This window comes from Pectobacterium carotovorum (assembly GCF_033898505.1).
GTDB lineage: Bacteria > Pseudomonadota > Gammaproteobacteria > Enterobacterales > Enterobacteriaceae > Pectobacterium > Pectobacterium carotovorum_J.
Genome location: NZ_JAXAFK010000001.1, coordinates 143899 through 157859, shown reverse-complemented (window position 1 = coordinate 157859; position 13961 = coordinate 143899). Strand labels below are relative to the sequence as shown.

17 protein-coding genes are annotated in these 13961 nt (G+C 55.0%); 2 read left to right on the top strand and 15 right to left on the bottom strand.

The window, feature by feature from the left end; genetic code table 11:
- Window positions 1-93: 93 nt before the first annotated feature.
- From phnE (R9X49_RS00665) to trmB, 15 genes are all read right to left on the bottom strand, one after another.
- Entirely contained in the window at window positions 94-984 is an 891-nt protein-coding gene (gene phnE, locus R9X49_RS00665; RefSeq protein ID WP_319848556.1) for a phosphonate ABC transporter, permease protein PhnE, read from the bottom strand.
- Between the two features lie 7 nt (window positions 985-991).
- The gene (gene phnE / locus R9X49_RS00660) at window positions 992-1852 is read right to left on the bottom strand and encodes a phosphonate ABC transporter, permease protein PhnE (protein ID WP_319846813.1); all 861 of its coding nucleotides are present in this window, start codon (window positions 1850-1852) and stop codon (window positions 992-994) included.
- Between the two features lie 126 nt (window positions 1853-1978).
- Entirely contained in the window at window positions 1979-2911 is a 933-nt protein-coding gene (gene phnD / locus R9X49_RS00655) for a phosphonate ABC transporter substrate-binding protein (protein WP_319846812.1), read from the bottom strand.
- 51 nt (window positions 2912-2962) lie between these two features.
- On the bottom strand, window positions 2963-3790 hold the full coding sequence (gene phnC, locus R9X49_RS00650) for a phosphonate ABC transporter ATP-binding protein (RefSeq protein ID WP_319846811.1): 828 nt from the start codon (window positions 3788-3790) through the stop codon (window positions 2963-2965).
- A 152-nt stretch (window positions 3791-3942) separates the two neighbouring features.
- Entirely contained in the window at window positions 3943-5079 is a 1137-nt protein-coding gene (gene phnM / locus R9X49_RS00645) for an alpha-D-ribose 1-methylphosphonate 5-triphosphate diphosphatase (RefSeq protein ID WP_319846810.1), read from the bottom strand.
- Complete coding sequence (gene phnL, locus R9X49_RS00640) at window positions 5066-5779, bottom strand: phosphonate C-P lyase system protein PhnL (protein WP_319846809.1); 714 nt, start codon at window positions 5777-5779, stop codon at window positions 5066-5068. The genes phnM and phnL overlap by 14 nt, the downstream gene beginning before the upstream one ends.
- A 63-nt stretch (window positions 5780-5842) precedes the next feature.
- Window positions 5843-6607, bottom strand: coding sequence for a phosphonate C-P lyase system protein PhnK (gene phnK, locus R9X49_RS00635; protein ID WP_039506316.1), 765 nt, complete (start codon window positions 6605-6607; stop codon window positions 5843-5845).
- Window positions 6594-7448 carry an alpha-D-ribose 1-methylphosphonate 5-phosphate C-P-lyase PhnJ gene (locus R9X49_RS00630; protein ID WP_319846808.1) on the bottom strand — a complete coding sequence of 285 codons (855 nt, stop codon included), beginning with the start codon at window positions 7446-7448 and terminating at the stop codon, window positions 6594-6596. Before R9X49_RS00630 ends, phnK begins: the two co-directional genes overlap by 14 nt.
- Entirely contained in the window at window positions 7441-8517 is a 1077-nt protein-coding gene (locus tag R9X49_RS00625) for a carbon-phosphorus lyase complex subunit PhnI (RefSeq protein WP_319846807.1), read from the bottom strand. The genes R9X49_RS00630 and R9X49_RS00625 overlap by 8 nt, the downstream gene beginning before the upstream one ends.
- Window positions 8517-9092, bottom strand: a complete 576-nt coding sequence (phnH, locus tag R9X49_RS00620; RefSeq protein ID WP_319846806.1) for a phosphonate C-P lyase system protein PhnH — start codon at window positions 9090-9092, stop codon at window positions 8517-8519. The genes R9X49_RS00625 and phnH overlap by 1 nt, the downstream gene beginning before the upstream one ends.
- Entirely contained in the window at window positions 9092-9538 is a 447-nt protein-coding gene (gene phnG / locus R9X49_RS00615) for a phosphonate C-P lyase system protein PhnG (RefSeq protein ID WP_319846805.1), read from the bottom strand. The genes phnH and phnG overlap by 1 nt, the downstream gene beginning before the upstream one ends.
- Window positions 9539-10252, bottom strand: a complete 714-nt coding sequence (phnF, locus tag R9X49_RS00610) for a phosphonate metabolism transcriptional regulator PhnF (RefSeq protein ID WP_319848555.1) — start codon at window positions 10250-10252, stop codon at window positions 9539-9541.
- 225 nt (window positions 10253-10477) lie between these two features.
- Window positions 10478-11191 (bottom strand): DUF2884 domain-containing protein, encoded by a 714-nt coding sequence (locus R9X49_RS00605; RefSeq protein ID WP_319846804.1) that lies wholly within the window; start codon window positions 11189-11191, stop codon window positions 10478-10480.
- A gap of 156 nt (window positions 11192-11347) precedes the next feature.
- On the bottom strand, window positions 11348-11692 hold the full coding sequence (locus R9X49_RS00600; protein WP_271876392.1) for a YggL family protein: 345 nt from the start codon (window positions 11690-11692) through the stop codon (window positions 11348-11350).
- A 1-nt stretch (window position 11693) separates the two neighbouring features.
- Complete coding sequence (gene trmB, locus R9X49_RS00595; protein WP_319846803.1) at window positions 11694-12413, bottom strand: tRNA (guanosine(46)-N7)-methyltransferase TrmB; 720 nt, start codon at window positions 12411-12413, stop codon at window positions 11694-11696.
- 165 nt (window positions 12414-12578) lie between these two features.
- Here trmB and mutY point away from each other — a divergent pair, with 165 nt between their 5' ends.
- Both mutY and R9X49_RS00585 read left to right on the top strand, forming a co-directional pair.
- Window positions 12579-13685: an A/G-specific adenine glycosylase gene (gene mutY, locus R9X49_RS00590; protein WP_319846802.1), complete on the top strand. Its 1107-nt coding sequence runs from the start codon at window positions 12579-12581 to the stop codon at window positions 13683-13685.
- Window positions 13682-13954, top strand: coding sequence for an oxidative damage protection protein (locus tag R9X49_RS00585; RefSeq protein ID WP_225087105.1), 273 nt, complete (start codon window positions 13682-13684; stop codon window positions 13952-13954). Before mutY ends, R9X49_RS00585 begins: the two co-directional genes overlap by 4 nt.
- The last annotated feature ends 7 nt before the right edge of the window (window positions 13955-13961 follow it).

Here is a 13961-nt window from a genome sequence, read left to right as displayed (position 1 = left end):
TGCATAATTTCTTACGCCGGATAACAGCAAACCCCATTTGCACCCTACATGAATTGTGTATACGAGGCTGCTTCACCGGAGAAGAGCAGACACTTAATCGAGTGCTTCGCTGTTTTTGGGCTGAAACAGCGGAACGTCTTTGCCGGTGATATAGCGCTTACGCAACCAGGACGATATCCCATCCATCACCATCACTATCGCGACTAAAATCAGCGTGATGAACATCACCACATCCCAGTTCCATAAGCGCATGTTCTCCGCATAAACCAGCCCGATGCCCCCCGCGCCGACAAAACCTAGTACGGCGGCAGAACGGGTATTCGATTCAATCTGGTAGAGGCTGAGTGCCAGAATAACGGGGAACGACTGCGTGAAAATGCCAAAGCGGTGCTTTTGTAGCGCATTAGCGCCTAACGCGCTCAGGCCTCGTCCGGGTGAACGTTCAACAGCTTCGTGCCCTTCGGCGTAGAGCTTGCCAAGCAGGCCAATATCCTGCATCACGATAGCCAACAGCCCCGCCAGCGGCCCCAGCCCGACAGCTCGCACGAATATCAGCCCCCAAATCGCCATATCAATACCGCGCATCGTGTCCAACAGGCACCGCACCAGCAGCGCAATCGACCGTAATCCGCGGCGCTGCATGATGTTACGCGCCGCAAAGAAAGAGAGTAACAGCGCAATACAGGTCGCCGTTACCGTCCCCGCAAACACAATCGACAGCGTGATAGCAACTTGCGACAGGTAATAACCAAAGGGCCAATTGGCAAAATCATGCCAGACAAACATGCGTAAAAAATAGCGCCCCAGTTGCACAGAGCCATTGATCCACTGCGACGCGCTAATGCCAAAGGTCTGGAAAAAGAACAGGTAATACAGCATGACTGCCAGCGCCAGCAGTGTGATGCGGCGTAGATAGCGCGACTGTATGCGAAACAGTTCGGGATGCTGCTTTTTCAGCTGTTCGACATCAGGTGCCGTCACCATTCTCATATCACTTTCCTTCTACCACGCGGCGGCGTAAATAGCCGGAGACGCCATCCAGCAGCGAGACCACCGCAAGAATCAGCAGCAAGGTCATGCTCACCTGATCGTAGCGATCGAGCTTAATGTTGGTCATCAGTTCCTGACCAATGCCGCCCGCACCAACCAGACCAAGAATGGTGGAAGAGCGGAAATTAATCTCCATACGCATAAAGCTGTAGGAGAGAAAGATCGGTTTTACCTGTGGCCAGAAGGCGAAGCGCATAATCTGGAGCTTGCTGGCACCACAGCTTGCCAGACCGCGTACTGGCCGATCGGAAGCACTTTCCAGAGACTCATAAAACAGTTTGGTTAAGCTGCCTACGGTGTGCAGCGCCAGCGCAATAAAGCCGGGCATGGCGCCGATACCAAAAGCCATGACAAACATGACCGCCCAGCCCAGCTCCGGCATGGTGCGTAAAAAGGCCACCAGCGCGCGAATAGCCACACGCAGCAGCATCGAGCTTTGCGTATTCGCAGCGGCACAAAATGCCAGCATCGCGGCAACCGCCACCGCGATGACCGTAGAAGCCAGCGCCATTTGCAGCGTTTCCCAGATTAGCGGCAGCTGTATGGGCAGCCGATATCCCCAATAAGCCAGAGAGCCTTCGGTGTGAACGTTCGCCAGAAGCTGCTGCCAGTGCAATACAGGCAGCGTATCGCGCAGATAGCTGAAAAAACTCGGCAGAGAATGCCAGATGGTGGCGGGGCTGAATTCGGCAACCTTGCCCGCTCCAAGAAACAGGCAGGCCAGCAGTAGAGACCACAGCAGCGCCTCGCGCTTTTGCCGCCCTTTAATCTGTTGATAATAGTGCTCAAAGTCATTATTCAAAGCGGTGTCCTGTTTAGCGGGCGATCAGTCCTACCCTGACTTTGATTAGCGCACTGAAAATGTTGCCGCCCGTTCAATGTCGCGTCCGAACGGGCGTTGAGGGAATGGCGACGCGCCAGTTTTCGATCAGCGGTTGCCTTTCGTCAGTTCGCGTTTCATTTCTATGATGTGTTTGTAGTCATTCAGGCTTGCCGGACCGATATGCTGAGTACCGCCCATCGCTTTAGCAAAGCATTCATGCTGTTCTTTATCCAGTTTCATTACCGCGGAAATGACCTTCTGCTTGAAATCCGCGGGTAGCTTGTTGCTGATCAGAATCGGGCCGTTCGGGATGATCGGGGATTGCCAGATAATACGGATCTGCTGCATCAGATTCGGATGATCCATGCGGCTCAGGCGAGTAAAAGCGCCGGCGGTGTAGCCCGTGTTGTAATCGCCCACCATCGATGTCCAGGCGACGGCACCGTCAAATTGACCGTTAAGTACGCCCAGAATGTCCTGCTCATGGCCGCCAGAAAACGTCACGTTGGAAAAGAAGTTGTTGTATTTGTTATCGTTGTTTCCGCCAAATTTCTGTTTGAATATCTGGTTGGGCACCAGAAAGCCCGAGGTGGAATCGGGATCGGCAAAGCCAAAAGATTTCCCTTTCAGGTCTTCCAGCTTTTTGTACGGGCTGTCGGCTTTGACCACGACCACAGAGTAATAGCCGCGTGACTGGTCTTTATCGTCAACGGCGATACCGACGATGTCCACCGCGTTAGGATCTTTCAGATAGACGGAAGCAAAAGACGATGGCGACATGCTCAGAACCAGATCGACTTTTCCTCCCAGCAACCCCTGAATGACGCCGGAGTAATCAGAAGCATTACGCAACTGGGTCTCAACCCCCAGTTCTTTATCAAGGAACTGTTTGACGCACTGATTATCACCGATCTGCTGTGTCGCATTTTGCCCGCCCAAAATACCGAGATTCAGCTCTTTCGGCATCCCCGCTGCCGTGGCGCTGAAGACGGTCAGTGAGCTGGTTAACATCATCGCCAAACCAAAGATCTTTCTCATTGTTATCACCTGTTCTCGTGTCAAAGGCCATCGTGTTAAACACATATAACGCTAATGTACGTTAAGTTCATCGCCATACAGCGTATGAAGCAGCGGCTCATCCAATCGCGTTGGGTGGCCGTCAAAAACAATGCGCCCCTGAGCGATCCCGATGACGCGCGTACAGTAACGCTTCACCAGATCCACCGAGTGCAGATTAACCATGACGCTAATCCCCTGCTGACTCACTTCCCGCAAGACATCCATAATGCGGCGGGTATTTTTGGGATCGAGCGATGCGACCGGTTCATCGGCCAGCAAAATTCTGGGCTGCTGCATGAGGGCACGACAGATGGCGACGCGCTGCATCTGGCCGCCAGAGAGGTTTTCCGCACGCTGTAACGCCTGCGGCAGCATATTTACCCATTGCAGCAGTTCGATGGCGCGAGCGCGGTCTTCGTCGGAAAACACGCGAAAGAGTGATTTGAGCGTGGAGGTTTGGCTAAGGCGGCCTAACAAGACGTTGGTGAGTACATCCAGCCGCGGAACCAGACAGAAATCCTGAAAGATCATGCCACAGTGGGCGCGCCACTGGCGTATCTGCCGCTGGCTGAGCTTGATAATATCCTGCGGCTGCTCACCGCTGTGGCTGATAATTTCACCGTCGGAGGCTGCAATCGTGCCGTTTAACAGGTGCAGCAGCGTCGATTTTCCCGCCCCGGAGCGGCCAATGACGGCAAGCAATTCTCCCGTGTGCAGATCGAAGTTAATGTCGTCTAGCACCCGATGTTGTGGAGACCACGCTTTCCCCACGCCTCGAACGGACAGCACCTTTTGCGACTGAACGGGCTGCAACTGTGTTTTGAATTCAAGGCCGGATTTCAATAGTACCTGTGCCATCTTGGTATCCTCATGCGGTGAGGTAACCCACTCATTAAGAACAGACGGCGTGATGATTTCATGAATAATTAGTGATTAAAAAATGACCAATTGCAACGATTTGCAAACCTCTCGTTATCCCCCAGACTCCCACAACGAAGCAAATCAACCGATTAGTACACCTTCTCCCCTTTTGCCCACACATGACGAATATGCACATGGCCGTGAAGCGTATGTGCCAGCACCAAATCGGCACGTCCTCCTTCAGCAATCACACCGCGATCGTATAGCCCGATGGCGCGAGCGGGATTGCGTGTCAGCAAGGTAATGGCGCGCGGCAGGTCATAAGGGTTGCTCTCATCCTGTGCCAGACGAAATGCGGCATCAAGTAGGCTGGCGGGGTAGTAATCGGAAGAGAGAATGTCCAATAGCCCCTGCTGCGCCAGTTGGCTGGCCGACACGTTGCCCGAATGCGAGCCACCGCGTACCACGTTGGGAGCCCCCATCAACACCAGCAACCCACGTTCGTGTGAGCATCTCGCCGCCGCTTCGGTAGTGGGAAATTCAGCAATCGCGCTGCCCACCTGAAGGGATTCGTTAACGTGCTCTAGCGTGGCGTCGTCATGGCTAGCCAAGGTGATCCCCTTTTTACGGCAGAGTGCCGCAATTGCCAGCCGATTGGGCTGAGACCAGCGCGCGGCCAGCGCCATCTGTTCTTCCTCGAACGCTGCCATCTGCTGATTGCTGAGATGATATTTTCCCTGAAAATACTCACGGTATTTCTGCAACGATGTGTACTGGCGCTGGCCGGGCGAGTGATCCATCAATGACACCAGCAGTAGGTCGGGCGTATTCATCAGTTGTTCAAACAGCGGAACCGTAGCGTCATAGGGCAGCTCACAGCGCAGATGTAATCGGTGCTCGGCACGGTTTAGCCCCTTTTCCTGCCCCTGACGGATCGCCTCGATCATGTTATTAAGATTATCGAAGCGATGGCCGCCGTCCCGCACATCACCCACGGCAATCGCGTCCAGTACGGTGGTGATGCCATTCGCCACCATCAGCGCATCGTGGCTGCTCATCGCCGAGTAGGCTGGCCAGTCCACTTTTGGCCGTGGGGTAAAAAATTTATCGAGATTATCGGTATGCAGCTCTACCAGCCCCGGCAGCAGAAACCCGCCTTCGCCATCAATAGCTTCGGGCTGCTGACAGCATGCGCTGCTGACGTGAAGAATGACGCCGTTCTGCACTTCCAACGACCCGTAAACCACCTCATTTTCCAACACCAAATGCACATTATTGATAATCATGTTGCGGCATCCCAAGATAAGGTTGCATAGCGTGTAAATGCGTGGCGAGCCGGTTACGCATCGCACCGTCATGGAAAATGCCGACAATTGCCGCTCCGCGCTCACGGGCTTCTTCAATCAGTTGAACCACCACATGGCTATTGCCGCTATCCAGCGACGCGGTAGGTTCATCCAGCAGGAGAATCGGATAGTCGGCGATAAACCCCCGAGCGATGTTCACCCGCTGCTGTTCACCACCGGAGAAAGTCGACGGCGGCAGCGACCATAGCCGTTCCGGGACGTTGAGCCGGGCGAGCAGTTGTCTGGCACGCGCTTCACACTCGGCACGCGCAATACCGCGCTCCAGCAGGGGCTGAATGACGACATCCAATGTAGAGACGCGGGGAATCACCCGTAAAAACTGGCTGACCCAGCCAATGGTGTCGCGGCGAATGGCAAGAATTTGCCGTGACGAGGCGTTCACCAGATCAACCCAGCGATCGTGGTGCTTTACCCAGATGTGACCGCTGTTAGGCTGGTAGTTGGCATACAGCGAGCGTAACAACGTGGATTTACCACTGCCGGAATGACCATCCAGCACCACACACTCCCCTGATTTGACTTCAAGATTGGCATCATGCAACACGGGCAGCGATGCACCGTGCTGATTGTGTAACACGAAGATTTTATAAACATGCTCAACGCGCAGTTGTGTGTTCATGGCGTGTTCCGATTGATTACAACCTGATTCACCCGCGCTGGCGCGGGATTCGCGAGGCTTCCGTCAGTTCAGGACTGACGAAACCAGCAGTTGCGTATAAGGGTGTCTGGGATCGTCCAGCACGCGGTCAATCAGGCCGCTTTCGACAACCCGCCCTTGTTTCATCACGATCAGATGGTGGGCCAACATCCGCGCGACGCCCAAATCATGCGTCACGATCACCACCGCCAGATTCAGTTCACGCACCAGAGTGCGTAAGAGATCCAGCAGACGAGCCTGCACGGAAACATCAAGGCCGCCGGTCGGTTCATCCATGAAGACCAATTTGGGGCGCGTCACCAGACTACGAGCAATTTGCAGGCGCTGCTGCATACCGCCAGAAAAGGTAGTGGGCAGATCGTCAATACGCGCCACCGGGATTTCAACGTCCTGTAACCACTGGCTCGCCTGCTGGCGAATCTCGCCGTAGTGGCGCTGCCCGGCGGCCATCAGCCGTTCACCAATATTGCCGCCGGCCGAAACCTGCGGGCGCAGGCCATCAAGCGGATACTGATGCACCACGCCCCATTCGGTGCGCAATAGACGTCGCCGCTCACTTTCGCTCAGGCGATATAAATCGCGTCCCTGATAAGTAATCGTTCCCTGCTGTGGCGTTAAACGTGCCGAGATAGCCTGTAATAAGGTCGTTTTCCCCGATCCCGACTCCCCGACAATCCCCAGCACTTCCCCCGGAAAAAGTTCAAACGAGACGTCTTCAAAGCCCTTTTCCGGCGCATAAAGGTGCGTCAGGTTATTGACCGCCAGCAGCGGCTGTTCACTGCGGTTCATGGCTGTTTTTCTCCTGCTGCTGACGGCAGTAGTCGGTATCGGAGCAGACAAACAGACGCGATCCTTCATCATCTATCACGATTTCATCAAGGTAGCTGTCGTGCGAACCGCACAGTGCACAGGGCTGATCCCAGCGCTGAACGCAGAACGGGTGATCGTCAAAATCCAGACTTTTCACGTCACAGTAGGGAGGCAAAGCGTAAATGCGCTTTTCTCTGCCTGCGCCAAACAGTTGCAGCGCCGGCATCCTGTGCATTTTGGGGTTATCAAATTTGGGAATAGGCGACGGATCCATCACATAGCGATCGTTCACCTTCATCGGATACGCATAGGTTGTCGCAATATGGCCATAGCGGGCGATATCTTCGTACAGTTTCACCTGCATGATGCCGTACTCTTCCAGCGCATGCATTTTGCGCGTCTCGACCTCGCGCGGCTCAATAAAACGCAGAGGTTCAGGGATAGGCACCTGATAGATCAGGATCTGATCTTCTTTCAGCGGTGTTTCAGGAATGCGGTGGCGCGTCTGAATCAGCGTGGCCTCGACGGTACGTTCGGTGGTCACCGCCCCGCTTACGCGCTGAAAGAAACGCCGGATGGATACGGCATTGGTCGTATCGTCCGCGCCCTGATCGATCACTTTCAGCACATCGTTTTCACCAATCAGGCTGGCGGTGAGCTGAATGCCGCCGGTTCCCCAACCATAGGGCATCGGCATTTCTCGTCCGCCAAACGGCACCTGATAGCCGGGAATCGCCACCGCCTTCAGAATAGCGCGCCGGATAGTCCGTTTGGTTTGCTCATCAAGATAGCCAGGGTTATAGCCGCTTAACTCATGCATTTTTACCCTCCTGATATTCCTGACGCAGACGTTTCAATAGCTCCAGCTCGGCCTGAAAATCGACGTAATGAGGTAATTTGAGATGAGAGACAAACCCCGCCGCCTCGACGTTATCCGCATGCGACAGCACAAACTCCTCATCCTGTGCCGGACTGGTCACCCGTTCGTGATGCTCTGCGGTTTGCAGCGCGCGATCCACCAGAGCCATCGACATGGCTTTACGCTCCGCCCGCCCAAACACCAATCCGTAGCCTCGGGTAAAGTGCGGTGCTTCCTCATCTCTGTCGGTAAACCCGTTGACCATTTCACACTCGGTCAGCAGGATTTCGCCGATTTCCAGCGCAAACCCCAGCTCCTCCGGCACAATCTCTACCGTGACAAAGCCGGTGCGGATCTCGCCGGCAAAGGGATGGGTGCGGCCATAGCCGCGCTGTGTCGAGTAGCTCAATGCCAGCAGGAATCCTTCATCCCCTCGTACCAGCTGTTGCAGACGCGCCGAACGCGGGGCGGGATAGCTCGGGGGATCGCGAGTGATATCACACGGTTCGCTGCCGTCATCCTCTTCCCTGACAGCAAATCCTTCGCGAGTCATCAGATCAAATATCAGCGGGCACGCGGCTTCCAGCGGTGTATCCGCCACGGACGGCGCGGGTGTGTCACCGTTGGCAAGCAGCGTGAAATCCAGCAAGCGGTGAGTGTAATCGTAGGTTGGGCCGAGTACCTGACCGCCCGGCACATCTTTGTAGACTGCCGAAATACGCCGCTCAATTCGCATGTTCGCCGTCGTTAACGGCTGGCTGTCGGCCAGTCGCGGCAGCGTCGTGCGATACGCACGCAGCAGAAAAATGGCTTCCACTACATCGCCACTGGCCTGCTTGATCGCCAGCGCAGCCAGTTCACGATCGTAGATACCGCCTTCGGTCATCACGCGATCGACTGCCAGCCCGAGCTGTTGTTCAACCTGCTGGCAGTCAATTTCCGGGATGTCACGATCCCCACGGCGCAGATCGTCCTGTAAGCGATGGGCATTCTCGATCGCTTTCTCCCCCCCTTTCACGGCGACATACATCAGCAGACCTCCACGTAAGTGGTGCGCGGTAACGCCATCATGGCATCGGCACAGGTGAACATCAGATCGATACCTTGCGGAAAAGGATCGGGGCGGTGGCAGAGATAACGCAATATGTCCGGCGTCAACGACGGGTCAACGATACGTGGGGTTTCCAGCCCCGGCCCGCTCAGACGCAGCGGCGTGCCGCCGGTCAGGCAACTGACCTCGATGATGACCGTGGTACTCTTTTCCGGCGACATAACGTCACCCGCCGAAAACCGCGACAGCACGATGGCTGATGAGACGTGAAGCAAGGCGAAGGCCGCCGATTCATCGTGGGTCAGTATCGCACCGGTATGAAAACGCAGGTTGCTGCGGAGGGTTTCATCATTCAATGCGTCATCCAGCCAGAGTAGCGTATCGCGATCTACCAGCGTCAACATCACCGCCGTCGCGGCAGGAGACAGCTTCCCCCACCCGTGCTGTAACGGCAAAGTCACCGTTACGCCCGGCTCGCTTACGGCTTTGAGGATGCGCCGAAAAGCACACTGCGCGTCAGCCACCGGCTGCGCAAAGCTCGCCTGTATAGACATCAGTTATCTCCGCGAACCAACGTGAAGAAATCGACCTTGCTACTGGCAATTTCACGCGCGCGCTGTTCACACAACTCGGCACGCTGCGCTGCCAGAGGCTGGATAAGGTGCTCCTGTAACCGATCGTGGTTTTCCGGCTGCTGCAACAGGGCATCAATGACGGCACAGCGCTCGGCGTGAGTTTTATCGCGCCCGGCAACATAGCTGTAACCACACGTACCGTCAGCCAGACGCACCACGGCACGCGTCATCGTCATATCCCCCAGCACAAAACGCTTGCCCGTTCCTCCCATTCTCGCCTGTAGACGAGTCAGGCCAATTTCAGCCGCGCGCAGCAGGGCATACTGCGGGTGTAAATCGAGCGCGTACCAGCGCTTTTCCAGCTCGGCAACCGGGCTAAATGCCAGCACCGAAAGCCACTGTTGACGGCGTGTTAGCGTATCCATCTAGTGCTCCAGCGTCAGTTCGATCATATCGCCACGGGTCAGGCTGATGGAGTACTCGGCGCTCTCACCGTTTGCGGTTTTATTCAGCGTGCGCAAGCACAGCAGCGGTGCCTGCACGTCGATTTCCAACAGTCGGCTTTCCTTAGCCTGAGCCAGCCGCGTACTGATGCGCGTTTGCGTGCGAACCAGCACCTGATTCAGCCGCTCGGTAATAAAGTCGTGCAGTGAGCCGCTATTGAACTGCTGTAGGTGCGGCCACCAAGAAAGGTTAGGCAGGAAATGGTTAATGACGCAGACGGGTATGCCGTTAACCCGACGCAGCGTGCGCAAATGGATGATGTTATCGCCTTCGTCACAGCCCAGCGTGGTGGCAATCTCCTGACTGGCCGGACTTAACATCGCCAGGAGTCGTTCGCTGGAAGGACTGCTGCCTTGATCCAACAGATTCTGGCTGAAGTGGGCCTGCGCATGCAGCGGATAATCATAAGGTCGCATAAGCACCAAAATTCCCACGCCGTGACGACGTTGAACCAACCCTTTTTTCACCAGATCATCCACGGCGCGGCGTAACGTATGGCGATTAACGGCGTAGTGCGTAGCCAGTTGCTTTTCAGAGGGAAGGTAGTCGCCACATTTGTAGCGTTCGCGTAGCGCTTCTTCTAGCCGGGCAGCAATCGCCTGATAGAGCGTGGTCGGAGGTCTAGACAACTGCATCATAAAAAATCTCCCATAAACAGGGGGCATTAATACGATTCGGAAGGCGAATGCTGAGGGTGTATAAATATTGAACAATATTGGCGGAAAAATATGTCGGTATCGTTAATCAGACGTGGCACAAAAATGAACTTTTTTTGATAGGCTGCTAACTATGTATAGCTATCGGCAGCGGAAAAAACGGGCCTCAGCCCGTTTCCTTAAGCAGCTTTAAGCTGCTTCAACTTACTTCAGCGTCTGCAACAGGCTCTTGCGCTGGTTTTCTAACGACGTGACGCGGCTACATACATCGTTGCCAAAGCGCTGGAACTCCAATTCCTGATTGTTCCACTCGGCCTGAATCGCCTTCTGCAAACCGCCGAGGTTGCCCATCATCGCCTGTAGCGGGTTGCCGCCACTGGACATCTGTTTTACGCCCATTTCGTTCAGACTATCCTGCAAGACGCCGCCCATGCTTTGCTGCACGATCTGCTTGCCATCCTGCTCAACCTGCTTAATCGCCTGATGGTGGAACGTCAGACCATCACTGCGGTGTTCGATAATACGGTTCATCTGCTGTTTGAGCTGTTTATCCAGCGTAGTCAGACGATTACGCACATTGCTGTCGCTGCCGAGCTCTTGCACGATCACTTTATCCAGCGCGACGCGCGCCTTTTCAAGATGCTGCTGCGCGCCCTGATCGATCCACGGCAGTTGCTGGCGCACATCCGCCTGATAGGCTTTGGCCTTCTGGCGCTGTTCGGCGTTCAGGGTCAGCGGCGTACCGTTGCGGACGATATCGCCCTGCGGGGAAAGCTGTAAATTGCCGCTGGCACCCACGACCTGTACGTGCTGCGGACTGATAATAATGTCATCCTGCGGGTTCACGTTGCACTGGTAGGCCGCCTGCGCTTGCCAGGACAGCAACATCAATAAACCCAAGGTCATTTTACGCGACATATTTTCTCCTGAAGAAAACAACGGCAGTGGCGGGAAAGTGGCAATGTGCCCTTTGATGAGGCGGATAACACCTGAGCCACAATCAGCTCAGGCATTTTTTCTTAGATCAGCGCGTTGGCGTAAACCAAGGCCTTTCTGTTTTTACTGAAGCAAAAATTACAGCAGGTTTTCTGGCAGATCCCACCAGATATCGAACAGATCGCTGACTTTCACATCTGTCAGTTTCTGCTCTTCCAACCAGCGGCTAACCAGTTGGCGGTGCTCTTCGGTACAGTGACCCAGTTTTTGCAGGCAGATGAGACCTTCCCAGTGCAGATAACCGCTGCCTTCAAATGCCAGGCCCTGTGGTTCAATCACCTCATCGACGAACTTATCCATCAGTCGATCGATGTCTTCCACGTTAGTGCCTTCAGGAAAACGGAAGCTGACCGAAAAGCCTAATTCCTGAAATTCATCAATGTGCAGTTTTTTACGTAAACGACGGCTACGAGCTTGTGCCATTTTATTTTATCCTCTCAAACATCAGATCCCATACGCCATGCCCCAAACGCTGGCCGCGCGCTTCAAATTTCGTCAGCGGACGGGAATCCGGCCGCTCAACGTAGTCATTCTTATCGGAAAGGTTGCGGTACCCGGCGACAGACGTCATCACTTCGAGCATATGTTGCGCATAAGGTTCCCAATCTGTTGCCATATGGAACACACCGCCAACTTTCAGCTTACTCTGTACCAGTTCGACGAAAGGCACCTGAACGATACGGCGTTTATTATGGCGGGCTTTGTGCCACGGGTCAGGGAAGAAGAGTTGAACCATGGACAGTGAGCCATCCGGGATCATCTTCATCAGCACTTCGATCGCATCGTGACACATTACGCGCAGATTGCTGATTCCCGCCTCCTGTGCGGAAGCGAGGCACGCCCCCACGCCTGGAAGATGAACTTCAATACCGAGGAAATTCTGCTCAGGATGCTGTGCCGCCATCGTCACCAGCGAGGCGCCCATCCCAAAACCAATTTCCAGCACCACTGGCGCGCCACGACCAAATAGCGCGTTAAAATCTACCTGTTCGGTCTGATATTCCACGCCCATCACCGGCCAGTAGTTATCCAGCGCCAGCTGTTGCCCGTTGGTCAAACGCCCCTGACGGCGGACAAAACTGCGGATACGACGCATCGGGCGCCCATTTTCATCAAATTCCGGTGAAATGACGTTGTTAATCATAAAGAGTGCTTACTTGCTGTCCGATTTCATTAAGGAAACGCGCATTATGCAAGGATACCGTGGTTTATCAAGCCCACTGCCTCGGAAAGTTCCGGTTTACAGCACATTCACTCTGTGCTGGAATCGCTGTCAAACTTTTTACCTGTCGGATAGTGACCCCATTTTATGATGCAAGCGCAACAGTTCGCCCATCAGGTGCTGGACTGGTACCAACGCTATGGCCGCAAAACTCTGCCGTGGCAGCTTGAGAAAACTCCCTATAAAGTATGGCTATCCGAAGTGATGTTGCAACAAACGCAGGTCACCACGGTTATTCCCTATTTCCAACGCTTTATGGAGCGTTTTCCCAATGTGAGCGCGCTGGCGGCAGCGCCGCTGGACGAAGTGCTCCACTTATGGACCGGGCTGGGCTACTACGCCCGCGCGCGCAACCTGCACAAAGCGGCCCAGACCATCGTGTCACGTCACAGCGGCGAATTCCCCACCACGTTTGATGAAGTCGCGGCGCTGCCGGGCGTCGGGCGTTCCACTGCCGGCGCCGTGCTGTCGCTCTCTCTTGGCCAGCATTATCCGATTCTCGACGGCAACGTGAAGCGCGTGCTGGCACGCTGCTACGCCGTTGACGGCTGGCCGGGCAAGAAAGAGGTCGAAAAGAAGCTGTGGGCGCGAAGTGAAGACGTCACGCCAGCCGAAGGCGTCAGCCAGTTTAATCAGGCGATGATGGATCTCGGGGCGATGGTCTGTACCCGCAGCCGCCCCAAGTGCGAGCTGTGCCCGCTGAGCACGGGCTGCATGGCCTACGCCAACCACAGCTGGGCACAATATCCCGGTAAGAAACCAAAACAGACGCTGCCGGAGAAAACCGGCTGGTTCCTGTTGATGCAGCAGGGTTCTCAGGTCTGGCTGCAACAGCGCCCTGCCGTGGGCCTGTGGGGCGGGTTATTTTGCTTCCCGCAGTTCAGCGAGCGTCGGGAATTGGAACTCTGGATGCAACAACGCGGTCTGAATCCTGATGGATTGCAACAGCTTGTCGCGTTCCGCCATACATTTAGCCATTTTCATCTGGATATCGTTCCGCTCTGGCTGGACGTATCGCAGAGCGATCGCTCACAAAACAGGTCCTGCATGGATGACGATGCGGGTCTCTGGTATAACTTAGCGCAGCCGCCGTCTGTCGGACTGGCCGCCCCGGTAGAACGCCTGCTGAGGGAACTGGCTCACCCGCAGCCTACACATTTGAATGCCTGCGCAATTGATGAGGAAGAAGCATGAGCAGAACGATTTTTTGTACTTTTTTACAACGCGACGCCGAAGGGCAAGATTTCCAGCTCTATCCCGGCGATCTGGGCAAGCGCATCTATAACGAAATTTCTAAAGACGCCTGGGCGCAGTGGCAAACCAAGCAAACCATGCTGATCAACGAGAAAAAACTCAGCATGATGAACGTTGACGACCGTAAGCTGCTGGAACAGGAAATGATCAAATTCCTGTTTGAAGGGAAGGACGTACACATCGAAGGCTATACGCCTCCGAGCCACTGAGATGGCG

What these genes read in the sequence shown, in the direction of transcription:
- R9X49_RS00630 (WP_319846808.1), bottom strand. Translation starts at nt 7,448, where the DNA reads ATGCATGAGTTAAGCGGCTATAACCCTGGCTATCTTGATGAGCAAACC.
- R9X49_RS00600 (WP_271876392.1), bottom strand. Translation starts at nt 11,692, where the DNA reads ATGGCACAAGCTCGTAGCCGTCGTTTACGTAAAAAACTGCACATTGAT.
- phnC (WP_319846811.1), bottom strand. Translation starts at nt 3,790, where the DNA reads ATGGCACAGGTACTATTGAAATCCGGCCTTGAATTCAAAACACAGTTG.
- phnH (WP_319846806.1), bottom strand. Translation starts at nt 9,092, where the DNA reads ATGTCTATACAGGCGAGCTTTGCGCAGCCGGTGGCTGACGCGCAGTGT.
- mutY (WP_319846802.1), top strand. Translation starts at nt 12,579, where the DNA reads ATGATGCAAGCGCAACAGTTCGCCCATCAGGTGCTGGACTGGTACCAA.
- R9X49_RS00625 (WP_319846807.1), bottom strand. Translation starts at nt 8,517, where the DNA reads ATGTATGTCGCCGTGAAAGGGGGGGAGAAAGCGATCGAGAATGCCCAT.
- phnM (WP_319846810.1), bottom strand. Translation starts at nt 5,079, where the DNA reads ATGATTATCAATAATGTGCATTTGGTGTTGGAAAATGAGGTGGTTTAC.
- trmB (WP_319846803.1), bottom strand. Translation starts at nt 12,413, where the DNA reads ATGATTAACAACGTCATTTCACCGGAATTTGATGAAAATGGGCGCCCG.
- phnF (WP_319848555.1), bottom strand. Translation starts at nt 10,252, where the DNA reads ATGCAGTTGTCTAGACCTCCGACCACGCTCTATCAGGCGATTGCTGCC.
- phnE (WP_319848556.1), bottom strand. Translation starts at nt 984, where the DNA reads ATGGTGACGGCACCTGATGTCGAACAGCTGAAAAAGCAGCATCCCGAA.
- phnD (WP_319846812.1), bottom strand. Translation starts at nt 2,911, where the DNA reads ATGAGAAAGATCTTTGGTTTGGCGATGATGTTAACCAGCTCACTGACC.
- phnL (WP_319846809.1), bottom strand. Translation starts at nt 5,779, where the DNA reads ATGAACACACAACTGCGCGTTGAGCATGTTTATAAAATCTTCGTGTTA.
- R9X49_RS00605 (WP_319846804.1), bottom strand. Translation starts at nt 11,191, where the DNA reads ATGTCGCGTAAAATGACCTTGGGTTTATTGATGTTGCTGTCCTGGCAA.
- R9X49_RS00585 (WP_225087105.1), top strand. Translation starts at nt 13,682, where the DNA reads ATGAGCAGAACGATTTTTTGTACTTTTTTACAACGCGACGCCGAAGGG.
- phnG (WP_319846805.1), bottom strand. Translation starts at nt 9,538, where the DNA reads ATGGATACGCTAACACGCCGTCAACAGTGGCTTTCGGTGCTGGCATTT.
- phnK (WP_039506316.1), bottom strand. Translation starts at nt 6,607, where the DNA reads ATGAACCGCAGTGAACAGCCGCTGCTGGCGGTCAATAACCTGACGCAC.